The sequence below is a fragment of the Devosia sp. P1_H9 genome, from assembly GCF_056405135.1.
Genome location: NZ_JBFUCQ010000004.1, coordinates 413,902 through 431,035, shown reverse-complemented (window position 1 = coordinate 431,035; position 17,134 = coordinate 413,902). Strand labels below are relative to the sequence as shown.

The window sequence follows — 17,134 nt, the reverse complement described above, 5'->3', positions numbered from 1 at the left end:
GCTCACATCCTCGCGCTGCGGCATGCGGGCACTTTCGCGATTGGGCGGGAGTGCCTATCTTCCGTCGACCCACCCAAGGACTCCTCCCATGTTCGATGCGCTGCGCTCCATCTTCCAGAGACCCGATGCCACTGTGCTCAGCATGGAGCCGAAGCTGGCGGTAGCGGCCTTGCTCGTTCACCTCGCGGCGATCGACGGCAATGTCAGCGAGGCCGAGCGGCAGGCGCTCGAGGGCACGCTGATGGATTACTACGGGCTCGGCGAGGACGAGGTGCGCAAGCTGATCGTCGAGGCGACCAAGCGGGACCAGGAATCGGTGGATTTCTACCGCTTCACTTCGGCGCTGAGTTCACTGGACGATAGCGAGAAGATCGAGATCATCCGGATGATGTGGCAGGTGGTGTTCGCCGACAAGCGCAACCACGAGCTCGAGGACAACATGGTATGGCGCATCGCCGAACTGATCGGGGTGTCGTCGCGCGACCGCACGGTGCTGCGCAACCAGATGGCGCGGGCTTGAACCAGCTTAAAGAACGTTCCCGCGCTTTCGCGGGAATGACCCGGTGGTTGTCGGCTAGCTGAGGACCGGCGAGGCATCAGGATGGGCCCCTGCCTTCGCCGGGCTGACGCGTTGGTGCAGGGCGCTTAGCGCTTCCAGGCTTCGAACTTGCCGACATATTCGGGCTCGCTCTTCTCGCAGTCGAAATCCTTTGCCTTCTCGTCGGCGGTTTTGCGGGCGAGGGCGTTGGCGTCGGGGTTGGCGAGGGCGTCGATATAGGCGATGTGGCAGGTGGCGCCGGGGGTGACTTTGGTGACGACCAGCACCTGGCCCTCGGGTTTGCCCTCTTCACCCTGGGTGAAGAAGCGGAGGATGGTGGCGAAGGGCTTGAAGTAGCCCTCGGCGTTGGAGACGCGCCACTCGATCTTGTCGCCCAGGTGGTTGAATGGGTTGAGGGTCTGCTCGGCGGCCTTCTCGGTGGTGGAGGTGAGGCCGTAGGAGACGAACATCCGCAGGTCGCCCTCGGTGACCATGACCGGGATGCCCTTGAGGCCGAGGCAAGCCCACATGGTGCCGAAGTCATCGGACTCGATCACCGTGCAATCGACGTTGAGGTTGAGGTCGGTGTAGCTAGATTCGATCTGCTGGGCGCTGGCCGAGCCGGCCCAGCCGATGCAAGCGACATAAAGCGCACTGGCGAAAATGCGTCCGATCACGGCAATACCTCCTCAATACGTCTTGAACACCGCTGGGCTTCGCATGCCACCCGCGCATTCGTATGCCTTGCAATCATGGCCCCGGATAGGCCACAACCCGCCGAAATAGACCTAAGGCAGACCCAATGAACATCGACGCGATCCCGATCGGCAAGAATCCCCCCGACGACCTCAACGTGATCATCGAGGTGCCGCTGGGCGGCGAGCCGATCAAGTACGAGATCGACAAGGCCTCGGGGGCGCTGTTCGTCGACCGGTTCCTCTATACGCCGATGCGCTATCCGGGGAATTACGGCTTCGTGCCGCACACGCTTTGCGGCGACGGCGATCCGCTCGACGTGATCGTGATGAACTCGCGGCCGCTGGTGCCGGGTGCGGTGGTGCGCTGCCGGCCGTTCGGCATCCTGTTCATGGAAGACGATGGCGGCACCGACGAGAAGATCCTCGCCGTGCCGGTGTCGAAGCTGACCAAGATGTATGACGGGATCAACGACATCACCGACATGCAGCCGATCCAGCTGGAGCGGGTGAAGCACTTTTTCACCCACTACAAGGATCTCGAGCCCGGCAAGTGGGCCAAGATCGAAAAGCTCGGCGGCGTCGATGATGCGCGGCGGGTGATTCTCGAATCGATCGAGCGTGCCAAGGCGGCGAAGTAGTGCCGGCGGGTGCGCCGGGAGGCCCGATTGGGCCGCCCCTTGAAACTGTGAAACCGGGTTCACATATATCGGTCAACGGTTGGATCGGGGCGCTGTCCCTCCCGGCGACATGATCCCAGCCTACGAAAGGCGCTCCCCTAACGGGTTGAGCGCCTTTCTCTTTTTCAGCGTGTCGAAGGGTGAGCGATGAGCGGACGGATCGTCATTCTCAACGGGGTGCCGAGGGCGGGGAAATCCTCGATCGCGCGGGCGGTGATGGCGCTGGTGCCGGGGCGGTGGGTGAACCTCGGCGTCGATGCGATGAACGAGGCGCTGCCCAAGGACATGCTGCCTGGGATCGGCTTGCGGCCGGGCGGGGAGCGGGCGGAGCTGGAGCCGACGGTGGTGCGGCTCTATACCGAGCTCTACGACGAGATCGCGGAGCGGGCACTGGCTCGTGGCGATGTGGTGGTCGATGTCGGGCACCATGACGGCTACTCGCGGCCGCTGGGCATACTGGCAGCATCGGCACGGCGGCTTGCCGGGCTGCCGGTGCTGTTCGTCGGGGTGCGCTGTCCGATCGAAATGATCATGGCGCGGCGGAATGCCAATCCGCAGCACGGGTTCGGCCTCTATGTAGCGGGCGAAGGCGTGCCGGAGGCGGTGCGGCGCTGGCAGGGTGCGGTGCATGTGCCGGGGATCTACGATCTTGAGGTCGATACCGGGGTGATGACGCCGGAGCAGTGTGCGGCGGCGATCGCCTCGGCACTTCTGGCGCCGCCGCGGCCGAGTGCCTTCGAGCGGCTCGCAACACTCTAGCGTCAGTGCGGGCTGACCCCCAAAACCAGCTAAGGACTACGGATAACCCGCATGCGGGACGTCGACGCGGGCGCTGAAGACGCGGCCGGTGGGCTTGGTGACATCGACAGTGCCCGTCCATTCATTGGCGACCATGTAGAGCGTCCGGCCATCGGGGCCACCGAGCATGACGGCAAAGCACATGCGGTCGAGCTCGAATCTCTCGACGATCTCGCCGCCATCGCGGACGCGCAGCACGGTGGGTCCGGTCGAGGTCCAGATGGCGCCTTCGGCATCGGCGCAGATGCCGTCATTGCCGTACTCGCCGACATTGGCCCATAGCCTGCGATTGCTGAGGCTGCCGTCCTCGGCGATGTCGAAGGCGCTGAGGTTGCCGTTGAACGACTCGGCGCAGACCAACGTCCTGCCGTCGGCGAGAATGGCCATACCGTTGGGGAAGGCGAGACCTTCGGCCACCTTGCGACTGGTGCCGTCGGGCGAGACCAGTGCGATGAAGCCGGGGCGGAATTCGCCGCCGGGGAAGTCGAAATCGACATTGTTGACGTAGATGTGGCCGCTGGGGTGCACGGTAATTTCGTTGCAGCCGCGGTCCGACAGGCTCGACAGGTCGACGAAACGCGTGAAGCTGCCGTCGGGCTGCCGCACCTTCAGATCGTTATCTGCGGCGTGGACCAGCAGCATCCGCCCATCGGACAGCCAGTCGAAAGAAAAGGGCAACGAGGCGACCTCCGCCTCGACGGTTGACCGGCCTTCGCTGTCGATGGTGTAGAGTTTCTGGCCGACCCAGTCGGCGAACCAGAGCTTGCCGTCATGCCAGCGCGGGCACTCGCCGAGCAGGATGCCATCCATCAGCTGGGTTATCTCAGTCATCGTCGCACTCCCTCATCGCTCTCAGGACAATGTCGGGCGACGCGCGGCCATTTCGACAGGGGCGGGAAAGAAATCGGGCGCCGGAGGGGTGTCCGGCGCCCGAAGGGATTAGTGATTCACGTGAAGCAGGAGCGGCCTTAGTGGCCGCCCATGCCCGCCATTTCGGGGTTCGCCGGCGGCTTCTTGACGAAGAAGGCCGCAACGATGGCGAACGTCGAGATGATGGCGCCGCAGAGGAACCCGGTGCGGATGCCGGCGGCGAGCGCGGTCACCGGCTCGGTGCCGGCGGCCGTCAGCGCGGCGGTCTGGATGGTCATCAGCGCCACGAACAGGGCGACGCCCGCCGCACCCGCGACCTGCTGGACCGAGCCGAGAATGGCCGAGCCATGCGAATATAGCTGCATGGGGAGCGAGCTCAGTGACGCGGTGAACAGCGGCGTGAACATGATGGCGAGGCCGATGCAGAGCGTGATGTGGCCGGCGAGGATCACCCAGATCGAGGTGTTCTGATCGACGAGGGTCAGGCCCCAGAGCACGGCACTGACGAGGATCGAGCCGGGAACCAGCAGGCGTGTCGTGCCCCACTTGTCGTAGAGCCGGCCGACCACCGGGCCGAGCAGACCCATCGTCAGGCTGCCGGGCAGCAGCATCATGCCGATCTGCAGCGGATCGAGCTTGATGACGTTCTGCAGGAACAGCGGCAGGAGGATGATGACGCCGAACAGCGCCATCATGGCGATGGCCATCATCACCACCGACAGCGTGTAGTTGCGGATGGCGAAGGCGCGGAGATCGAGTAGCGCCTTATCCTGCAGGCTGAGCTGGCGCCACACGAACAGCACCATGGTGACGAGACCGACGCCGAGCGGAATCCAGGGCGACATGCTGCCCTCGCCAGTGGCAGCCGACGCCTCGCCGAAGCTCGAGAGGCCATAGACGATGCCGCCGAATGCCAGCGCCGAAAGGACCACCGAGATGAAATCGAGCGGGGTCGAACGCGGGGTCGAGACGTTCTTCATCCGCCACGCGCCCAGTGCCAGGGCGGCCAACGCGATCGGCAGCACCAGGATGAACATGAAGCGCCACTCGAAGTGAGTGAGGATGAAGCCGCCGATGGTCGGGCCGATGGCCGGAGCCACCGACATGACGATCGAGATGTTGCCCATGGTCTTGCCGCGGGATTCGGGAGGCACCAGCGTCATCACCGTGGTCATCAGCAGCGGCATCATGATGGCGGTGCCGGTTGCCTGGATGACGCGGCCGAAGACCAGGAGCTCAAGGCCGGGCGAGAGGGCGCAGATCAGCGTACCGGCCGAGAAGATTGACATGGCGAGCATGTAGATCGGCCGGGTGTTGATGCGCTGCAGCAGGAAGCCGGTGATGGGAATCACCACCGCCATGGTGAGGAGGAACGCGGCGGTGAGCCACTGGGCGGCGCTGGCGGTGACGCCGAGATCGGTCATCAGCGGCTGGATGGCGACGCTCATGATGGTCTCGTTGAGGAACACCACGAAGGTGGAGACGAGCAGCAGCGCGATCACCAGCCGGTTGCGGGCGGCGGTGGAGGAATCAATCGGAGCCGAGGCGGGCGCGAACCCGGCGGCATCGGACGGGACATCGGTGATGGTGTCGGAGGTCATTTGCGGCCTGCCTTGCGAGAAAATGAATCAAAGTACGGGAGGGTGAATGGCACAGATGGGGCGCCTGGAGCCAGCCGCCAAGGCGCATAACGCGGATGCATTGGGGCGGCAATTACTGGTGCGGTCATGAGGAAATCTCCTTGGCTTTCACCAGATCGACGAGTGACGTGCGGTGGAATCGACAGCGGCCGTATCGAAATCAGTTAAGCGGTGACTTAAGCGTTGTTGGAGCGAGAGTCAACGCAAGACGTCCGTGGGAACCGATGATCCGCTCGCACGGCGGCTGTCCTAGCGCAGGGTGGGGGTCTTGAAGCAAGCCCCTTGTGCGCTACATATCAATAATGGAGGGGGGCAGTGCCCACCTCCTTTTTGCTGTCTGCCGGACGCGGCAGCCCACCTCCAAATCCCTCCAGATGCCCATCGGCCCGTCATGGATGTGCTCCGTTACGAGCGCGTCGCAGTGGCGTGAAAGCCTGGTACAGTTCCGCCCGCAGGGTGGGACCGGCGGGTAGCGTCAACTTCTGGAGATTGCACATGCATTATAAGGAAGAGAAATTTGAAGGTCGGGGCGGACTGAGCATTTTTTATCGCTCGTGGCGTCCGGATGGTGCTCCGCGGGCGGTGGTGGTGATCGTCCCCGGGTTCAACTCGCACGGCGGCCAATATGGCTGGGTGGCGGAGCAACTGGTGGCGAGCGGGCTCGCGGTCTATGCGGTTGACCTCCGTGGCCGCGGCAAGTCGGATGGCGAGCGGTTCTATGTCGACAAGTTCGCCGACTACACCGGCGATGTAGACGGGTTGATGAAGATCGCCAAGGCGCGCGAGCCGGGGCAGAAGGTGTTCCTGCTCGGGCACAGCGCCGGTGGCGTGGTCTCTTGCATCTATGCGCTCGAGCATCAGTCGGAACTGGCTGGGCTGATCTGCGAGAGCTTTGCCCACCAGGTGCCGGCGCCGGACTTTGCCCTCGCCGTGCTGAAGGGGCTGAGCCACATTGCGCCACATGCCCAGGTGCTGAAGCTCAACAACGAGGACTTTTCGCGGGACCCCGCGGTGGTGGCGACGATGAACGCCGACCCACTGATTGCGCATGAGACGCAGCCGACCAAGACCGTGGCGGAGATGGTGCGGGCCGACGAGCGGCTGAAGGCGGAGTTCCCGCAGATCACCCTGCCGGTGCTGATCCTCCACGGCACGCTCGACAAGGCAACCAAGCCGAGCGGCAGCCAGTTCTTCTACGACACGGCTGGCTCGAAGGACAAAACCCTGAAGCTGTATGAGGGCCACTTCCACGACCTGCTCAACGACCTGGGCAAGGAAGAGGTGATGGGCGACATCCAGAACTGGATCGACGCGCGCATCTGAGGCGCGGAGCCCGCTCGGGAACCTTTTCCGGGCAACCCACTCCAATGGTCGACGCGGCTCGCTGAGGCTGCGCCGATCATGGAGTTCAAGATGAAGATCCTCTCGCTCGCTCTCGCTTTGACGCTCGCCGGTGCGCTGCCGGCGCTGGCGCACGACGTTCCCGCCGAGATCGCCAAGTCGCCGCCTGCCGGTGACTTCAAGGCGGTCAGCTCATTGGTCAAGCTGCCGGATTTCCTGCCCGGCATGGGACAGCTTTATGTCGATCCGGCATCGCTGCCTGCTGGACCGTTCCTCGCCTATGACCATGACGGCAAGCTGGTCAGCACCATCTACATGCTGCCGATCAAGGACCTGAACCCGGACAAGCGGTTCGAGGACCTCAAGGCGCCGGGCGGCAATGTCGATCATGTCGACGTGTACTTCAACGCCGGGCACCCGGGCGTCGAGGAGCCGCACGTGCATGTGGTGCTATGGCATGTCCCGGTGGCCGACGAGGCGCGGGTGGCGCAATGATCGCAACGCGCAGACAGGCGCTCTGGGCCGGCGGGGGTTTCCTCGCCGCCCTGATGTTGCGCCCGACGCCGTTGCTGGCAGCGGACACTCTCGAGATTGTCATGCACGGGACGCCCGATGGCTCGCATGTGTGGTTCGATCCGGTCGGCATCCTTGTGCAGCCGGGCCAGACCATCCGCTGGACCAACCGGGATGCGGGCAATTCGCATACGGTGACGAGTTACGATCCGAGCCTGTTCGACCGGCCGCGGCGGATACCCCAGGGCGCCAAGCCATGGGACTCGGACTACCTGCTGCCCGACGAGTCGTTCTCGCTGACGCTGACGGTGCCGGGGGTCTATGACTATTACTGCGTGCCGCACGAGCATGCCGGCATGGTGGGTCGGATCGTCGTCGGAACGCCGGGTCCGGAGGCGGCGAACTACGCCAATGCCGGTGCGGGCCTGACCGAACTGCCAGAGATCGCGCTGGCCGGATTTCCGGATGTCGCGGCGATCATGGCCGCCGGTACGGTGAGGCGCGGATAGGGAGGATGGCAGATGCTGACGGTGCTGAAGCCGCGAAGCGAAGTGCGGGATCTGGGCGAGGCCGAGCTGGTGGAGCTGGCACGACGGGGTGGCGAGAACGCCATTCGCACGCTGATCGAGCGCAACAACCAGCGGCTGTTCCGGGCCGCGCGCAGCGTGCTGCGCAATGACGGCGAGGCCGAGGACGTGGTGCAGGAAACCTATGTGAAGGCGTTCACGGCGCTGGCGAGCTTTCGCGGCGAGGCGAGCTTTTCCACCTGGCTGACCCGCATTGCGCTGAACGAGGCGGTGTCCCGGTTGCGACGGCGGCGCAGGAACAGCGATCTAGAAGCGCTGGACCAGGCGGTGAGCGCCGATGCCGGGCTGGTGTCGCTGTTCCCGCTGTCGCTGGTTCCGCTCCCCGCCGATACGGAGGCCGCACGGTCAGAAATGCGCCAGATACTGGAGACAGCCATCGATGGCCTGCCGGAGGGATTTCGCACGGTGTTCGTGCTGCGCGATGTCGAGGGGCTGAGCACCGAGGAGACGGCGGAGCAGCTGACGCTGAAGCCGGAAACGGTGAAGACCCGGCTGCACCGGGCGCGGCGGATGTTGCGGGCGGTGCTGGAAGAGCAGATGCGCGGCTCGTTCGCCGAGCTCTATCCGTTCGACGGGGCGCGATGTGCAAATATGGCGGATCGGGTGATCGCACGGTTGCGCGAGGTGTAGCGATCACAGCGACTTCTCGGCGAGGCCGCGGAAGGCGTCGGGGATGGAGCGGGTGAGTTCGAGGGTGGCGGAGCCGTAGCCGATGGCTTCGCGGCCGAAGCGGGTGCGGACGGTGTCCATGGCGCGATCGGCGATCAGCCGGGCGGCGCCGCTGCGGGTGCCGGGGCGGCGGGGCTCGTCGGCGAGGCCGAGCGGCAGTTCGAGCTGGACCAGCGGGTTGCGCTCGAGGTGCGAGACCGAGATGGCCAGGAGCGTGATGGTGCGCTCGTCGGGGTGGTCGGCTTGCACGACGCGCACCAGGTCTTCGGCGATCTCAGCGAGGCTGACCGTCGCGGCGATGGGGCTGTCGATGGTGACCGATCGGGTGACGGCGCGCATGTCGCGGAAGCGGACGCGCAGGGTGATGGTGTGGCCGTGCCAGGACTTGACCCGAAGGCGCGAGGCGATGCGATCGGCGAGGTGGTGCAGCGTCGGGCGGTAGATGCGCTCGATGAAGGGCTTTTTGCCGAGGGCTGACTGAGCGCCGGCGGAGCGGGCGCGTTGGTTGGTGACAATGGCGCGGGGATCGCGGTTCCAGCTCAGGGCGCTGAGCTTTTCGCCGGTGGCGCGGCCGAGCAGAGCCTGCACCCATTCGACGTGCTTTTCGGCGAGCTGGCCGATGGTGAGGATGCCCTCGTCTTCGAGCTTGCCTTCGGTGACCGGGCCGACGCCCCACATCAGCCCGACCGGCAGATGGTGGAGGAATTCGAGTTCGCGGACCGGGTCGACGACGACGAGGCCATCGGGCTTGGCGACCTGCGAGGCGATCTTGGCGAGATGCTTGGTCCGCGCGACGCCGACGGAGATGGGGAGGCCGAGCTCGGCGCGGACGCGGGAGCGGATGGTCTGGGCGATGGTTTCGGGCGAGCCGAACAGGTGTTCGCAGCCGGCGACATCGGCGAAGGCTTCATCGATGGAGATGCGTTCGACCAGCGGGGTGTAGTCGGAGAGCACGGCGATGGCGGCGTCACCGAGCTGCTGGTACTCCTCGAAGTGGCCGCCGGTGAAGATCAGTTCGGGGCAGAGTTCCTTCGCGGCCCAGCCGGACATGCCGCCGTGGACGCCGAAGGCCTTGGCCTCGTACGAGGCAGCGAGCACTACGCCACCGCCGACGGCGATCGGTTTGCCGCGCAGCTCGGGGTTCAGCAGCTGCTCGACCGAGGCGTAGAAGGCATCGAGATCGGCGTGGAGGATGGTGGCGGCGGACTCCATCCGGGTTCTCCATGGCGGCGTGGGGAACATAAAGTGAACGAAGGGTGCAGCTTGTCAAGCTGAGTCGCGGCTGCCGGGGGCTTGTCTTGCTATCGACAGGTGTGCCGCCTAGGTCTGCTGCTGGGGATCTGGAGGGTGCGATGCGGGCAGTGGTCTATTCGGCTTACGGGATGCCGGAGCAGTTGCGGCTGACGGAGGTGGCACGGCCGGTGCCGAAGGCGGGCGAGGTGCTGATCCGGGTGAAGGCGGCGTCGCTCAATTCTTGGGATTGGGACCTGCTGCGGGGCCAGCCGTTCTTGGTGCGGCTCGGCGGGCTGCTGCGGCCGCCGTACGCGATCCTTGGGGCGGATGTGGCGGGCGTGGTCGAGGCGGCAGGCGAGGGGGTAACGCGGTTCGCGGTGGGCGATGCGGTGTTCGGCGATCTTAGCGGGGCGAGCTGGGGCGGGTTCGCGGAGTATGTCGCGGCGCCTGAAGCTGCACTAGCGGCGATCCCCGCGGGAGTGAGTTTTGAGGCCGCGGCGGCAACGCCGCAGGCGGGACTCTTGGCGTGGCAGGGGTTGCGCTGGAAGGGCGAGGTGCAGCCGGGCGACAAGGTGCTGATCAATGGCGGCGGAGGCGGGGCGGGGACGTTCGCGATCCAGCTGGCCAAGCGGGCCGGGGCCGAGGTGACGGGGGTGGACCGGGCCGAGAAGGCGGAGCTGATGCGATCGGTCGGGGCGGACCGGGTGATCGACTATGCGGTGACGGACTACACGGCTGAGGGGGAGCGATACGACCTGATCCTCGACATGGTGGCGGCGCGGCCGCTGGCGCATTACCGGCGGGCGCTGAGTCCGCGTGGCCGGTTCGTGATGGTGGGCGGGAAGACGTCGACGATCCTCACGGTGGCGCTGGCCGGGGCGATGACATCGAAGCCGGAGGGGCAACAGATGGGGCTGCTGCTGCACCGGCCGGATGTGGGGCAACTGGCGGAGCTTGGGGCGCTGGTGGCAGCGGGGACGATCGTGCCGGCGGTGGAGCGGGTGTATCCGCTGGAACAGGCTGCAGAGGCGTTTCAGCGGATCGGCGACGGGCGGGCGCTGGGGAAGCTGGTGGTGGTGGCGTAGCTGTCAGCCCCCCGCCAGGGCCAGCAGGCGGTCGGTTTCTTCCGGGACGTTCTCCGAAAGGCGGGCTGCGGCGATGATGGGGAGCCAGGCGCGGATTTCGGGGGCGGTAAGGGGGCCGAGGGCCAGGTAGCGCTCGAGATAGGCGTTGGCGAGGTCGGGGCCGGCGCCGTGCAGCATCAGCACGTAGGAGCGGGCGACGTCGGCGGCGGGCGGCCCCGAAGTGGCGTCGGGCCAATCGACGATCATCGCCGTTTCGGGGGTGCCGATGATGTTGAACGGGTGGAAATCGCCGTGGCAGAGGCGGTTGCCATCGGGCAAGCAGGCCAGGTCGGCGAGCAGTTTTGTGCGCAGCGCTTCGTCGAGCTGGGGCACGTGGGCGATGCGGTGCGCCAGGCGAGGCTTCAGCGGCGCCAGGCGCGTTTCCTCGCGGGCGTGCATGGCTAGGTGTAGCTGCACCATGGCTTCGAGCGCGGCGGGGATCTGCGTGGGATCGGCGGTGGCGAGGGTCGCCAGCGGCTCGCCGGTGGCGCGGGACATGACGAGGCCCCAGCGGCCGGCGAACTTGCCGGCTTCGAAAACCTGCGGGGTGGGCAGGCCGTGATCGGCGACGACGGCCAGGATGGCAGCCTCGCTGAAGGCGACGGCGCGGGCGGCAGGGTCACGATAGAGCTTCAGCACGTGCTCGCCGTAGTGGAAGGCTTCGGCCACCTTGCCGGAGCCGAGCAGGTGGCCGATTTCGGGGCGGGTCATCAGCTGAGCGCGGCCTTGAGGGCGATGGCAATCGTGTCCTTCCCGCGGGTGAGCTGGAAGACCTTGCCGATCGACTTGGGCTCTTCGAGCAGGGCGACCACCACCGCGGCGACGTCCTCGCGTGGGACCGACTCCTCGTTGATCGCCTCCTGGCTCAGCACCACCTTGCCGGTGCCGCCGCCATCGGTGAGCTCGCCCGGCTCGAGGATGGTCCAATCGAGGCTGGAGCTGGTGATGTGCTTGGCCGCGGCGCGCTTCTGCTTGTAATAGTCCTTCATCTCGTCGTTCATCGAACGGGTGGAAAGCCCGGTGCTGGCACCGATCGAAGAGATCGAGACGTAGCGCTTCACGCCGGCCTTTTCGGCAGCGCGGACGGTGCGCAGCGTGCCCGTGCGATCGAGGGCGCTGCTTTCGCCGGCGCCGGAGCCGGCCGCGAACACCACGGCATCGGCGTCCTTCATGGCGAAGACGATATCGTCGAAGGCCGATTTATCGAGATCGAGCAGCACGGTTTCGGCGCCGAGCTTCACCATATCGGCCATGTGCCGGGGGTTGCGGATGGTGGCGACGACGGCGTGCCTGGCCGCGATGAGCTTTTCAACGATCAGGATGCCGGTGCGACCGTGGCCGCCGATGACGATGATGCGCATGGGGACACCTCAGTTCCGGAAAGGGTGCCGCAGGTGAGGCGATAGGGCAAGCTCGCTAGGAGTAAGGGAGATGATTCGATGACTGGACGGCAGGTGGTGGTGCACCACGACGACCTGGGGGCGAGTTGGAGCGCCAACATGGCGTTTGTCGAGCTTTGCGAGCAGGGCGTGGTCACTTGCGGCTCGGTGATGGTGCCTTGCCCGTGGTTTCCGCACATGGCGCAGCTGGCGCGGGAGAACCCCGAGCTCGATATCGGCGTGCACCTGACGCTGACCGCCGAGTTCGACCGCTTTCGCTGGCGGCCGATGACGGGCACGGCCGATAATGGCATGTGCGACGCCGAGGGGTTCATGCCGCGTCGCGTGGCGGATACGCGGGGCGCTGATCCCGCGGCAGTGGAGCGCGAGCTCCGGGCGCAGATCGATGCGGCGCTCGACGCGGGCATCGATGTGACGCATCTCGATGCGCATATGGGCACGGTGTGGTTGCCCGAGTTCGTCGAGATCTACGAGCGGCTGGGGGCGGACTACCGGTTGCCGATCTTCCTGCCGGGGCCAACGGATAGCTGGGTGGAGCCTTCGGCGGCGCTGAACCGCGCGACGGAGCGGGCTCAAGGCCGGGGCAACCCGGTGTTTGACGGGGTGGTGTCGACGCCGTTCGGCAATCTCAGCCCGACGGCGGCGGACTATCGCGGGATACTCGATGGTGCGCGGCCGGGGCTCACCTGGGGGGCGTTCCACTTCACCAAGCCGGGCGACATCGCGATGATCTCGGACGACGCGCCGCTGCGGCTCGCCGAGTACGAGCTGTTCCGCTCGGGCGCGGTGGAGGGAATGTATGCCGAGCTGGGGCTGGAGCTGGTGGGGATGCGCGGGTTCCGCGAGCGGATGCGGGGCCGGTAGATCGATTTTCTCCGATGCGGATTCGCGATGTCGAATTGGCGGGCGCGGGTTCGACTAGCCTCGTAAATCCGGAGGGATCGAAAAATGAAGTTCGTTTGTCTCGTCTATATCGACAGTGTGGCCATCGGGGCGCTGAGCGAGGCCGAGGGGCGGCAGCTGGCCGACGACTCGATCGCATTCGACTGGGGCCTGAGGAACAGCGGCAAGCTGATCCTGGCGCAGCCGCTGGAAGCGCCGGGGACGGCGGTGACGGTGCGGCAGCGGGCGGGGAAGTTCTCGCGCACCGACGGGCCGTTCGTCGAGGCCAAGGAGCACCTGGGCGGGTTCTTCATGATCGAGGCTGATGATATCGACGAGGCGATCGCGGTGGCGAAGACGAGCCCGATCATGCGGGTCGCGAGCGTGGAAGTGCGGCCGGTGCTGGAGCAGGTGGATAGCGTTACGGGGTTGGGGCGGCCGGGGTTGCAGTAGCGTCGCCAAACTACTGGACGTGTATCTTCGCCTCGTAGCCGAGAGACCGCAGGGCCTTCGACGTTCTTCCATTTCGGGGCGGGAATCTGTCAGGCAGCGCCCAGCCTACGATCTCGCCGATGGCACTGATGCCCAGCCCATCGATTTTCCATTTTGGGTCGCTGACGGCGTCCCAAAGCCGCTCAGGCAGGAGCGAGTCAGGCCCGCCGTACAGAACGAACGTCAGCATTTCAACAACCGACTTTCGCTCGGCTGATCGGTCGGCCCAAATGCGTGTTGCCAGAGCGCGCACTTTCTGGGGAATGGTGTATTTCGTTCCATCATCGGGCAGCATGACAGAGCGATTGGGAACACGCCTTCCATAATCCAGAATGGCGTGTACTCCCATACACATCTCAATGAAGCCCTCCTTGTCCATATCGCTAAGACCACCCTCCGATAGTGCGGAACGCAAAAAGGGGGCGGTGTTGTTGATCATCCGGTCTTCGTTTTCGGGCGCGTGGGGCAGGCCAGCCCACCATCCCATCGCTTCCGTTAGCGCCTGTTCGCGCCGAGTCCGGTTATCCTCAAAGTGAGCTGCATAATTGGCACGCTGCCCGTCAAAGGTACGCTGGTAGTAGTGGGCGTGGAGAAATTGATCCGCTTGCGCGCCGCTTGGTGCGTCGCCGCTTATCCACATGGGCCGGTATTGCGACTGGCTCACGCGAGTTCCGATATCGCGTAGGTCTTGCAAAGTAGAATGCCACTCTGCGAGAAAATCCTGTCGGCGTTGATCACGGGCCTTTACCCGCCCGGTTTGTACGAGGCCCGACCAGCGCTTAAGGCTTGGGCTCTTCCAAAATGTGGAGTCGTCCACCTTAGCTCTATCTAGCTGCAGTGATCGAGCGACCATCACGTCGTACACCTCCTTGGTCAGGGGTGTTGAATTCTGTTCAATGACGCCGAACAGCCGAGATATATCCTCAGACATCTCGTCGGTAATTTCTTCTTCCGAGAAGAAGCAACCCGCTTCGACGCCCTTGGACCAGGCCTTCTGCGTCAGATTTGCAGACCCCACGTACATACCGTAGCCGCGCCACCAGATAATCTTCGCGTGAAGATGCTCTACAAGTCGGCACACGAAATTTGGCGACCGCCTGCTCAAAAACAATTTCAGCAGATTCGTCGAAACGGCGACGCTCGCGTCCAGCTTCCCGTAGTATCTAAGGGGAATATTGTTGTCCCAGCACCACTCAAGGAGCAAATCGTCCGACGCGTAGGCCACGGCGGCTACGACTTCGGCAGTGCTCGACGCTGCAACCAATGTGATGTTGCGGAGGTACTCACCGTTAATTCCGCCTAGAACCAGATGCATTGCTACCCCGTACGTGTGCAAAGAGGCCCGGGATGTGGTCCCAGGCCTCCTCGTCGTCCAGCAATAAGCGGTGACCCTTAAGCCACCCCACCCATATGGGCCAACACGGCCAGCAACAGTAGCGCCACGATGTTCGTGATCTTGATCATCGGGTTCACTGCGGGACCGGCGGTGTCCTTGTAGGGGTCGCCCACGGTGTCGCCGGTGACGGAGGCTTTGTGGGCGTCGGAGCCTTTGAAGTGCTTGACGCCGTGGCTGTCGGTGAAGCCGTCTTCGAAGCTCTTCTTAGCGTTGTCCCAGGCGCCGCCGCCGGCGGTCATCGAGATGGCGACGAAGAGGCCGGTAACGATGACGCCCATCAGCATGGCGCCGAGCGCGGCAAAGCCCTGGTCGCGGCCGGCGATCCAGAAGATGACGAGGAAGACGACGATCGGCGACAGCACCGGCAGCAGCGAGGGAACGATCATTTCCTTGATCGCGGCCTTGGTGAGCATGTCGACGGCCTTGCCGTAGTCAGGCTTGTCGGTGCCGGCCATGATGCCCGGCTTTTCCTTGAACTGGCGGCGGACTTCCACCACCACCGACTGCGCGGCGCGACCGACGGCGGTCATCGCCATGCCGCCGAAGAGGAACGGCAGCAGGCCGCCGAACAGCAGGCCGACGACGACATAGGGGTTGGCGAGCGAGAAGTTCACCGCCTGCATGCCGTAGAAGAACGAACCTTCGACGGCGTTGGCGACGAAGTACTGCAGATCCTGCGTATAGGCGGCGAACAGCACCAGGGCGCCGAGGCCGGCCGAACCGATGGCGTAGCCCTTGGTGACGGCCTTGGTGGTGTTACCGACGGCGTCGAGCGCGTCGGTGTTGTGACGCACTTCCTTGTCGAGGCCGGCCATTTCGGCAATGCCGCCGGCATTGTCGGTGACCGGACCGAAGGCATCGAGGGCCACGACGATACCGGCGAGCGCCAGCATGGTGGCCACGGCGAAGGCGATGCCGAACAGGCCCGCCAGGTTGTAGGTGACGATGATGCCGGCGATGATGACGATGGCCGGGAGCGCGGTGGATTCGAGCGAGACCGCGAGGCCCTGGATGACGTTGGTGCCGTGGCCGGTGACCGAGGCTTCGGCGATCGAGTTGACCGGGCGGCGGCCGGTGCCGGTGTAGTATTCGGTGATGACGATGATCAGGCCGGTGATGGCGAGGCCGACGACACCGCACCAGAACAGGTGCCACGGGGTGAAGGCCTTTTCGGCGGTGCCGAGTGCGGCATTGAGATCGCCGAACACCAGCCAGAGCACGGGGAGCAGCGCGATCAGCGAGAGGACGCCGGTGGCGATGATGCCCTTGTAGAGGGCGCCCATGATGTTGTTGGAGGCGCCGAGCTTGACGAAGTAGGTGCCGATGATCGAGGTGATGACGCAGGCGCCGCCGATGGCCAGCGGCAGCACCATGCCCATGAGCTTGAAGGCGTCGGGCAGGACGATGGCCGCCAGCACCATGGTGGCGACGATGGTCACCACGTAGGTTTCGAACAGGTCGGCGGCCATGCCGGCGCAATCGCCGACGTTATCGCCCACGTTGTCGGCAATGGTGGCCGGGTTGCGCGGATCATCTTCCGGGATGCCGGCTTCGACCTTGCCCACCATGTCGCCGCCGACATCCGCACCCTTGGTGAAGATACCGCCGCCGAGACGGGCGAAGATCGAGATCAGCGAAGCGCCGAAGCTGAGCGCCACCAGGGAGTCGATGACGACGCGGCTGGTCGGCTCGTTGCCGAGGAACTGGGTGAGGACGATGAAGTAGAGCGCCACGCCGAGAAGGCCGAGGCCAGCGACGAGCAGGCCCGTGACCGCGCCGGACTTGAAGGCGAGGTCGAGACCGCCGGCGAGCGATTTGGTTGCCGCCTGCGCGACGCGCACGTTGGCGCGGACCGAGACGTTCATGCCGATGAAGCCGGCGGCGCCCGAGAGCACTGCGCCGATCAGGAAGCCGACGGCGGCATAGGCGCCGAGCAGGAAGAAGGCGAGGATGAAGATGACCACGCCGACGATGCCGATGGTGGTGTACTGGCGGCGGAGATAGGCGGAGGCGCCTTCACGCACTGCGGCGGAAATCTCCTGCATGCGGGCGGACCCCGCATCGGCCTTCAACAGGCCCTGCGTCGTGACGACGCCGTAAACGATGGAGAGCAGACCGCATATGACGATCGCCCAGAGCAATAGAGTCATAGAAATGTTCCCTCGGTTCTGATCACCGGGGAACGCTCCGTAGTTGCAGCGGCGAACCGCTCCTCCTCGCCCCCCGACGATGCGTGCCAAACTTGTGCCAAATCGCCGCAGGGTGTGCAACGGCTT

Annotated in this window: 18 protein-coding genes; 10 read left to right on the top strand and 8 right to left on the bottom strand. The window is 65.2% G+C overall.

Going from position 1 to position 17,134, the window contains the following annotated elements:
- Nucleotides 1-88: 88 nt before the first annotated feature.
- Entirely contained in the window at nucleotides 89-520 is a 432-nt protein-coding gene (locus tag AC1DYL_RS10620; RefSeq protein ID WP_477173104.1) for a tellurite resistance TerB family protein, read from the top strand.
- A gap of 125 nt (nucleotides 521-645) precedes the next feature.
- Here AC1DYL_RS10620 and AC1DYL_RS10615 read toward each other — a convergent pair whose 3' ends face one another.
- On the bottom strand, nucleotides 646-1,215 hold the full coding sequence (locus tag AC1DYL_RS10615; RefSeq protein WP_477148477.1) for a hypothetical protein: 570 nt from the start codon (nucleotides 1,213-1,215) through the stop codon (nucleotides 646-648).
- Nucleotides 1,216-1,340: 125 nt separating this feature from the next.
- Between AC1DYL_RS10615 and ppa the strand changes: the two genes are divergently transcribed.
- On the top strand, nucleotides 1,341-1,874 hold the full coding sequence (gene ppa, locus AC1DYL_RS10610; protein ID WP_477148476.1) for an inorganic diphosphatase: 534 nt from the start codon (nucleotides 1,341-1,343) through the stop codon (nucleotides 1,872-1,874).
- 186 nt (nucleotides 1,875-2,060) lie between these two features.
- Nucleotides 2,061-2,672 carry a chloramphenicol phosphotransferase CPT family protein gene (locus AC1DYL_RS10605; RefSeq protein ID WP_477173103.1) on the top strand — a complete coding sequence of 204 codons (612 nt, stop codon included), beginning with the start codon at nucleotides 2,061-2,063 and terminating at the stop codon, nucleotides 2,670-2,672.
- Nucleotides 2,673-2,708: 36 nt separating this feature from the next.
- Here the strand turns inward: AC1DYL_RS10605 and AC1DYL_RS10600 are convergent, their stop codons facing one another.
- Both AC1DYL_RS10600 and AC1DYL_RS10595 read right to left on the bottom strand, forming a co-directional pair.
- A complete protein-coding gene (locus AC1DYL_RS10600) occupies nucleotides 2,709-3,542 on the bottom strand; it encodes an SMP-30/gluconolactonase/LRE family protein (RefSeq protein WP_477173102.1) in 834 nt (277 codons plus the stop codon).
- 137 nt (nucleotides 3,543-3,679) lie between these two features.
- Nucleotides 3,680-5,182 carry an MDR family MFS transporter gene (locus AC1DYL_RS10595; RefSeq protein ID WP_477156029.1) on the bottom strand — a complete coding sequence of 501 codons (1,503 nt, stop codon included), beginning with the start codon at nucleotides 5,180-5,182 and terminating at the stop codon, nucleotides 3,680-3,682.
- A gap of 534 nt (nucleotides 5,183-5,716) precedes the next feature.
- On the opposite strand from AC1DYL_RS10595, the gene AC1DYL_RS10590 reads away from it, so the two are divergent.
- The 4 genes from AC1DYL_RS10590 (at nucleotide 5,717) to AC1DYL_RS10575 (ending at nucleotide 8,292) form a co-directional block, all read left to right on the top strand.
- Nucleotides 5,717-6,544 (top strand): lysophospholipase, encoded by an 828-nt coding sequence (locus tag AC1DYL_RS10590; RefSeq protein WP_477173101.1) that lies wholly within the window; start codon nucleotides 5,717-5,719, stop codon nucleotides 6,542-6,544.
- Between the two features lie 90 nt (nucleotides 6,545-6,634).
- The gene (locus AC1DYL_RS10585) at nucleotides 6,635-7,057 is read left to right on the top strand and encodes a DUF5602 domain-containing protein (RefSeq protein ID WP_477173100.1); all 423 of its coding nucleotides are present in this window, start codon (nucleotides 6,635-6,637) and stop codon (nucleotides 7,055-7,057) included.
- Complete coding sequence (locus AC1DYL_RS10580) at nucleotides 7,054-7,584, top strand: plastocyanin/azurin family copper-binding protein (RefSeq protein WP_477173099.1); 531 nt, start codon at nucleotides 7,054-7,056, stop codon at nucleotides 7,582-7,584. Before AC1DYL_RS10585 ends, AC1DYL_RS10580 begins: the two co-directional genes overlap by 4 nt.
- A 12-nt stretch (nucleotides 7,585-7,596) precedes the next feature.
- Entirely contained in the window at nucleotides 7,597-8,292 is a 696-nt protein-coding gene (locus AC1DYL_RS10575) for an RNA polymerase sigma factor (protein ID WP_477173098.1), read from the top strand.
- A gap of 3 nt (nucleotides 8,293-8,295) precedes the next feature.
- Here AC1DYL_RS10575 and dinB read toward each other — a convergent pair whose 3' ends face one another.
- Nucleotides 8,296-9,543, bottom strand: coding sequence for a DNA polymerase IV (gene dinB, locus AC1DYL_RS10570; RefSeq protein WP_477173097.1), 1,248 nt, complete (start codon nucleotides 9,541-9,543; stop codon nucleotides 8,296-8,298).
- A gap of 140 nt (nucleotides 9,544-9,683) precedes the next feature.
- Between dinB and AC1DYL_RS10565 the strand changes: the two genes are divergently transcribed.
- Nucleotides 9,684-10,649 carry an NAD(P)-dependent alcohol dehydrogenase gene (locus AC1DYL_RS10565; protein ID WP_477173096.1) on the top strand — a complete coding sequence of 322 codons (966 nt, stop codon included), beginning with the start codon at nucleotides 9,684-9,686 and terminating at the stop codon, nucleotides 10,647-10,649.
- 3 nt (nucleotides 10,650-10,652) lie between these two features.
- On the opposite strand, the gene AC1DYL_RS10560 is transcribed toward AC1DYL_RS10565, so the two are convergent.
- A complete protein-coding gene (locus AC1DYL_RS10560) occupies nucleotides 10,653-11,399 on the bottom strand; it encodes an aminoglycoside phosphotransferase family protein (protein WP_477173095.1) in 747 nt (248 codons plus the stop codon).
- Complete coding sequence (locus tag AC1DYL_RS10555) at nucleotides 11,399-12,049, bottom strand: NAD(P)-binding oxidoreductase (protein WP_477173094.1); 651 nt, start codon at nucleotides 12,047-12,049, stop codon at nucleotides 11,399-11,401. The genes AC1DYL_RS10560 and AC1DYL_RS10555 overlap by 1 nt, the downstream gene beginning before the upstream one ends.
- A gap of 78 nt (nucleotides 12,050-12,127) precedes the next feature.
- On the opposite strand from AC1DYL_RS10555, the gene AC1DYL_RS10550 reads away from it, so the two are divergent.
- Nucleotides 12,128-12,952 carry a polysaccharide deacetylase family protein gene (locus AC1DYL_RS10550; RefSeq protein WP_477173093.1) on the top strand — a complete coding sequence of 275 codons (825 nt, stop codon included), beginning with the start codon at nucleotides 12,128-12,130 and terminating at the stop codon, nucleotides 12,950-12,952.
- A gap of 84 nt (nucleotides 12,953-13,036) precedes the next feature.
- Nucleotides 13,037-13,423, top strand: coding sequence for a YciI family protein (locus AC1DYL_RS10545; RefSeq protein ID WP_477173092.1), 387 nt, complete (start codon nucleotides 13,037-13,039; stop codon nucleotides 13,421-13,423).
- A 10-nt stretch (nucleotides 13,424-13,433) separates the two neighbouring features.
- Here the strand turns inward: AC1DYL_RS10545 and AC1DYL_RS10540 are convergent, their stop codons facing one another.
- Both AC1DYL_RS10540 and AC1DYL_RS10535 read right to left on the bottom strand, forming a co-directional pair.
- Nucleotides 13,434-14,777, bottom strand: a complete 1,344-nt coding sequence (locus tag AC1DYL_RS10540) for a phospholipase D-like domain-containing protein (protein ID WP_477173091.1) — start codon at nucleotides 14,775-14,777, stop codon at nucleotides 13,434-13,436.
- 77 nt (nucleotides 14,778-14,854) lie between these two features.
- Nucleotides 14,855-17,008, bottom strand: a complete 2,154-nt coding sequence (locus AC1DYL_RS10535; protein ID WP_477173090.1) for a sodium-translocating pyrophosphatase — start codon at nucleotides 17,006-17,008, stop codon at nucleotides 14,855-14,857.
- Between the last annotated feature and the right edge of the window lie 126 nt (nucleotides 17,009-17,134).

Coding starts and splice junctions, on each gene's coding strand:
- AC1DYL_RS10620 (WP_477173104.1), top strand. CDS start 89: ATGTTCGATGCGCTGCGCTCCATCTTCCAGAGACCCGATGCCACTGTG.
- AC1DYL_RS10585 (WP_477173100.1), top strand. CDS start 6,635: ATGAAGATCCTCTCGCTCGCTCTCGCTTTGACGCTCGCCGGTGCGCTG.
- AC1DYL_RS10535 (WP_477173090.1), bottom strand. CDS start 17,008: ATGACTCTATTGCTCTGGGCGATCGTCATATGCGGTCTGCTCTCCATC.
- AC1DYL_RS10590 (WP_477173101.1), top strand. CDS start 5,717: ATGCATTATAAGGAAGAGAAATTTGAAGGTCGGGGCGGACTGAGCATT.
- AC1DYL_RS10540 (WP_477173091.1), bottom strand. CDS start 14,777: ATGCATCTGGTTCTAGGCGGAATTAACGGTGAGTACCTCCGCAACATC.
- AC1DYL_RS10595 (WP_477156029.1), bottom strand. CDS start 5,182: ATGACCTCCGACACCATCACCGATGTCCCGTCCGATGCCGCCGGGTTC.
- AC1DYL_RS10575 (WP_477173098.1), top strand. CDS start 7,597: ATGCTGACGGTGCTGAAGCCGCGAAGCGAAGTGCGGGATCTGGGCGAG.
- AC1DYL_RS10555 (WP_477173094.1), bottom strand. CDS start 12,049: ATGCGCATCATCGTCATCGGCGGCCACGGTCGCACCGGCATCCTGATC.
- AC1DYL_RS10605 (WP_477173103.1), top strand. CDS start 2,061: ATGAGCGGACGGATCGTCATTCTCAACGGGGTGCCGAGGGCGGGGAAA.
- dinB (WP_477173097.1), bottom strand. CDS start 9,543: ATGGAGTCCGCCGCCACCATCCTCCACGCCGATCTCGATGCCTTCTAC.
- AC1DYL_RS10580 (WP_477173099.1), top strand. CDS start 7,054: ATGATCGCAACGCGCAGACAGGCGCTCTGGGCCGGCGGGGGTTTCCTC.
- AC1DYL_RS10545 (WP_477173092.1), top strand. CDS start 13,037: ATGAAGTTCGTTTGTCTCGTCTATATCGACAGTGTGGCCATCGGGGCG.
- AC1DYL_RS10565 (WP_477173096.1), top strand. CDS start 9,684: ATGCGGGCAGTGGTCTATTCGGCTTACGGGATGCCGGAGCAGTTGCGG.
- ppa (WP_477148476.1), top strand. CDS start 1,341: ATGAACATCGACGCGATCCCGATCGGCAAGAATCCCCCCGACGACCTC.
- AC1DYL_RS10600 (WP_477173102.1), bottom strand. CDS start 3,542: ATGACTGAGATAACCCAGCTGATGGATGGCATCCTGCTCGGCGAGTGC.
- AC1DYL_RS10550 (WP_477173093.1), top strand. CDS start 12,128: ATGACTGGACGGCAGGTGGTGGTGCACCACGACGACCTGGGGGCGAGT.
- AC1DYL_RS10560 (WP_477173095.1), bottom strand. CDS start 11,399: ATGACCCGCCCCGAAATCGGCCACCTGCTCGGCTCCGGCAAGGTGGCC.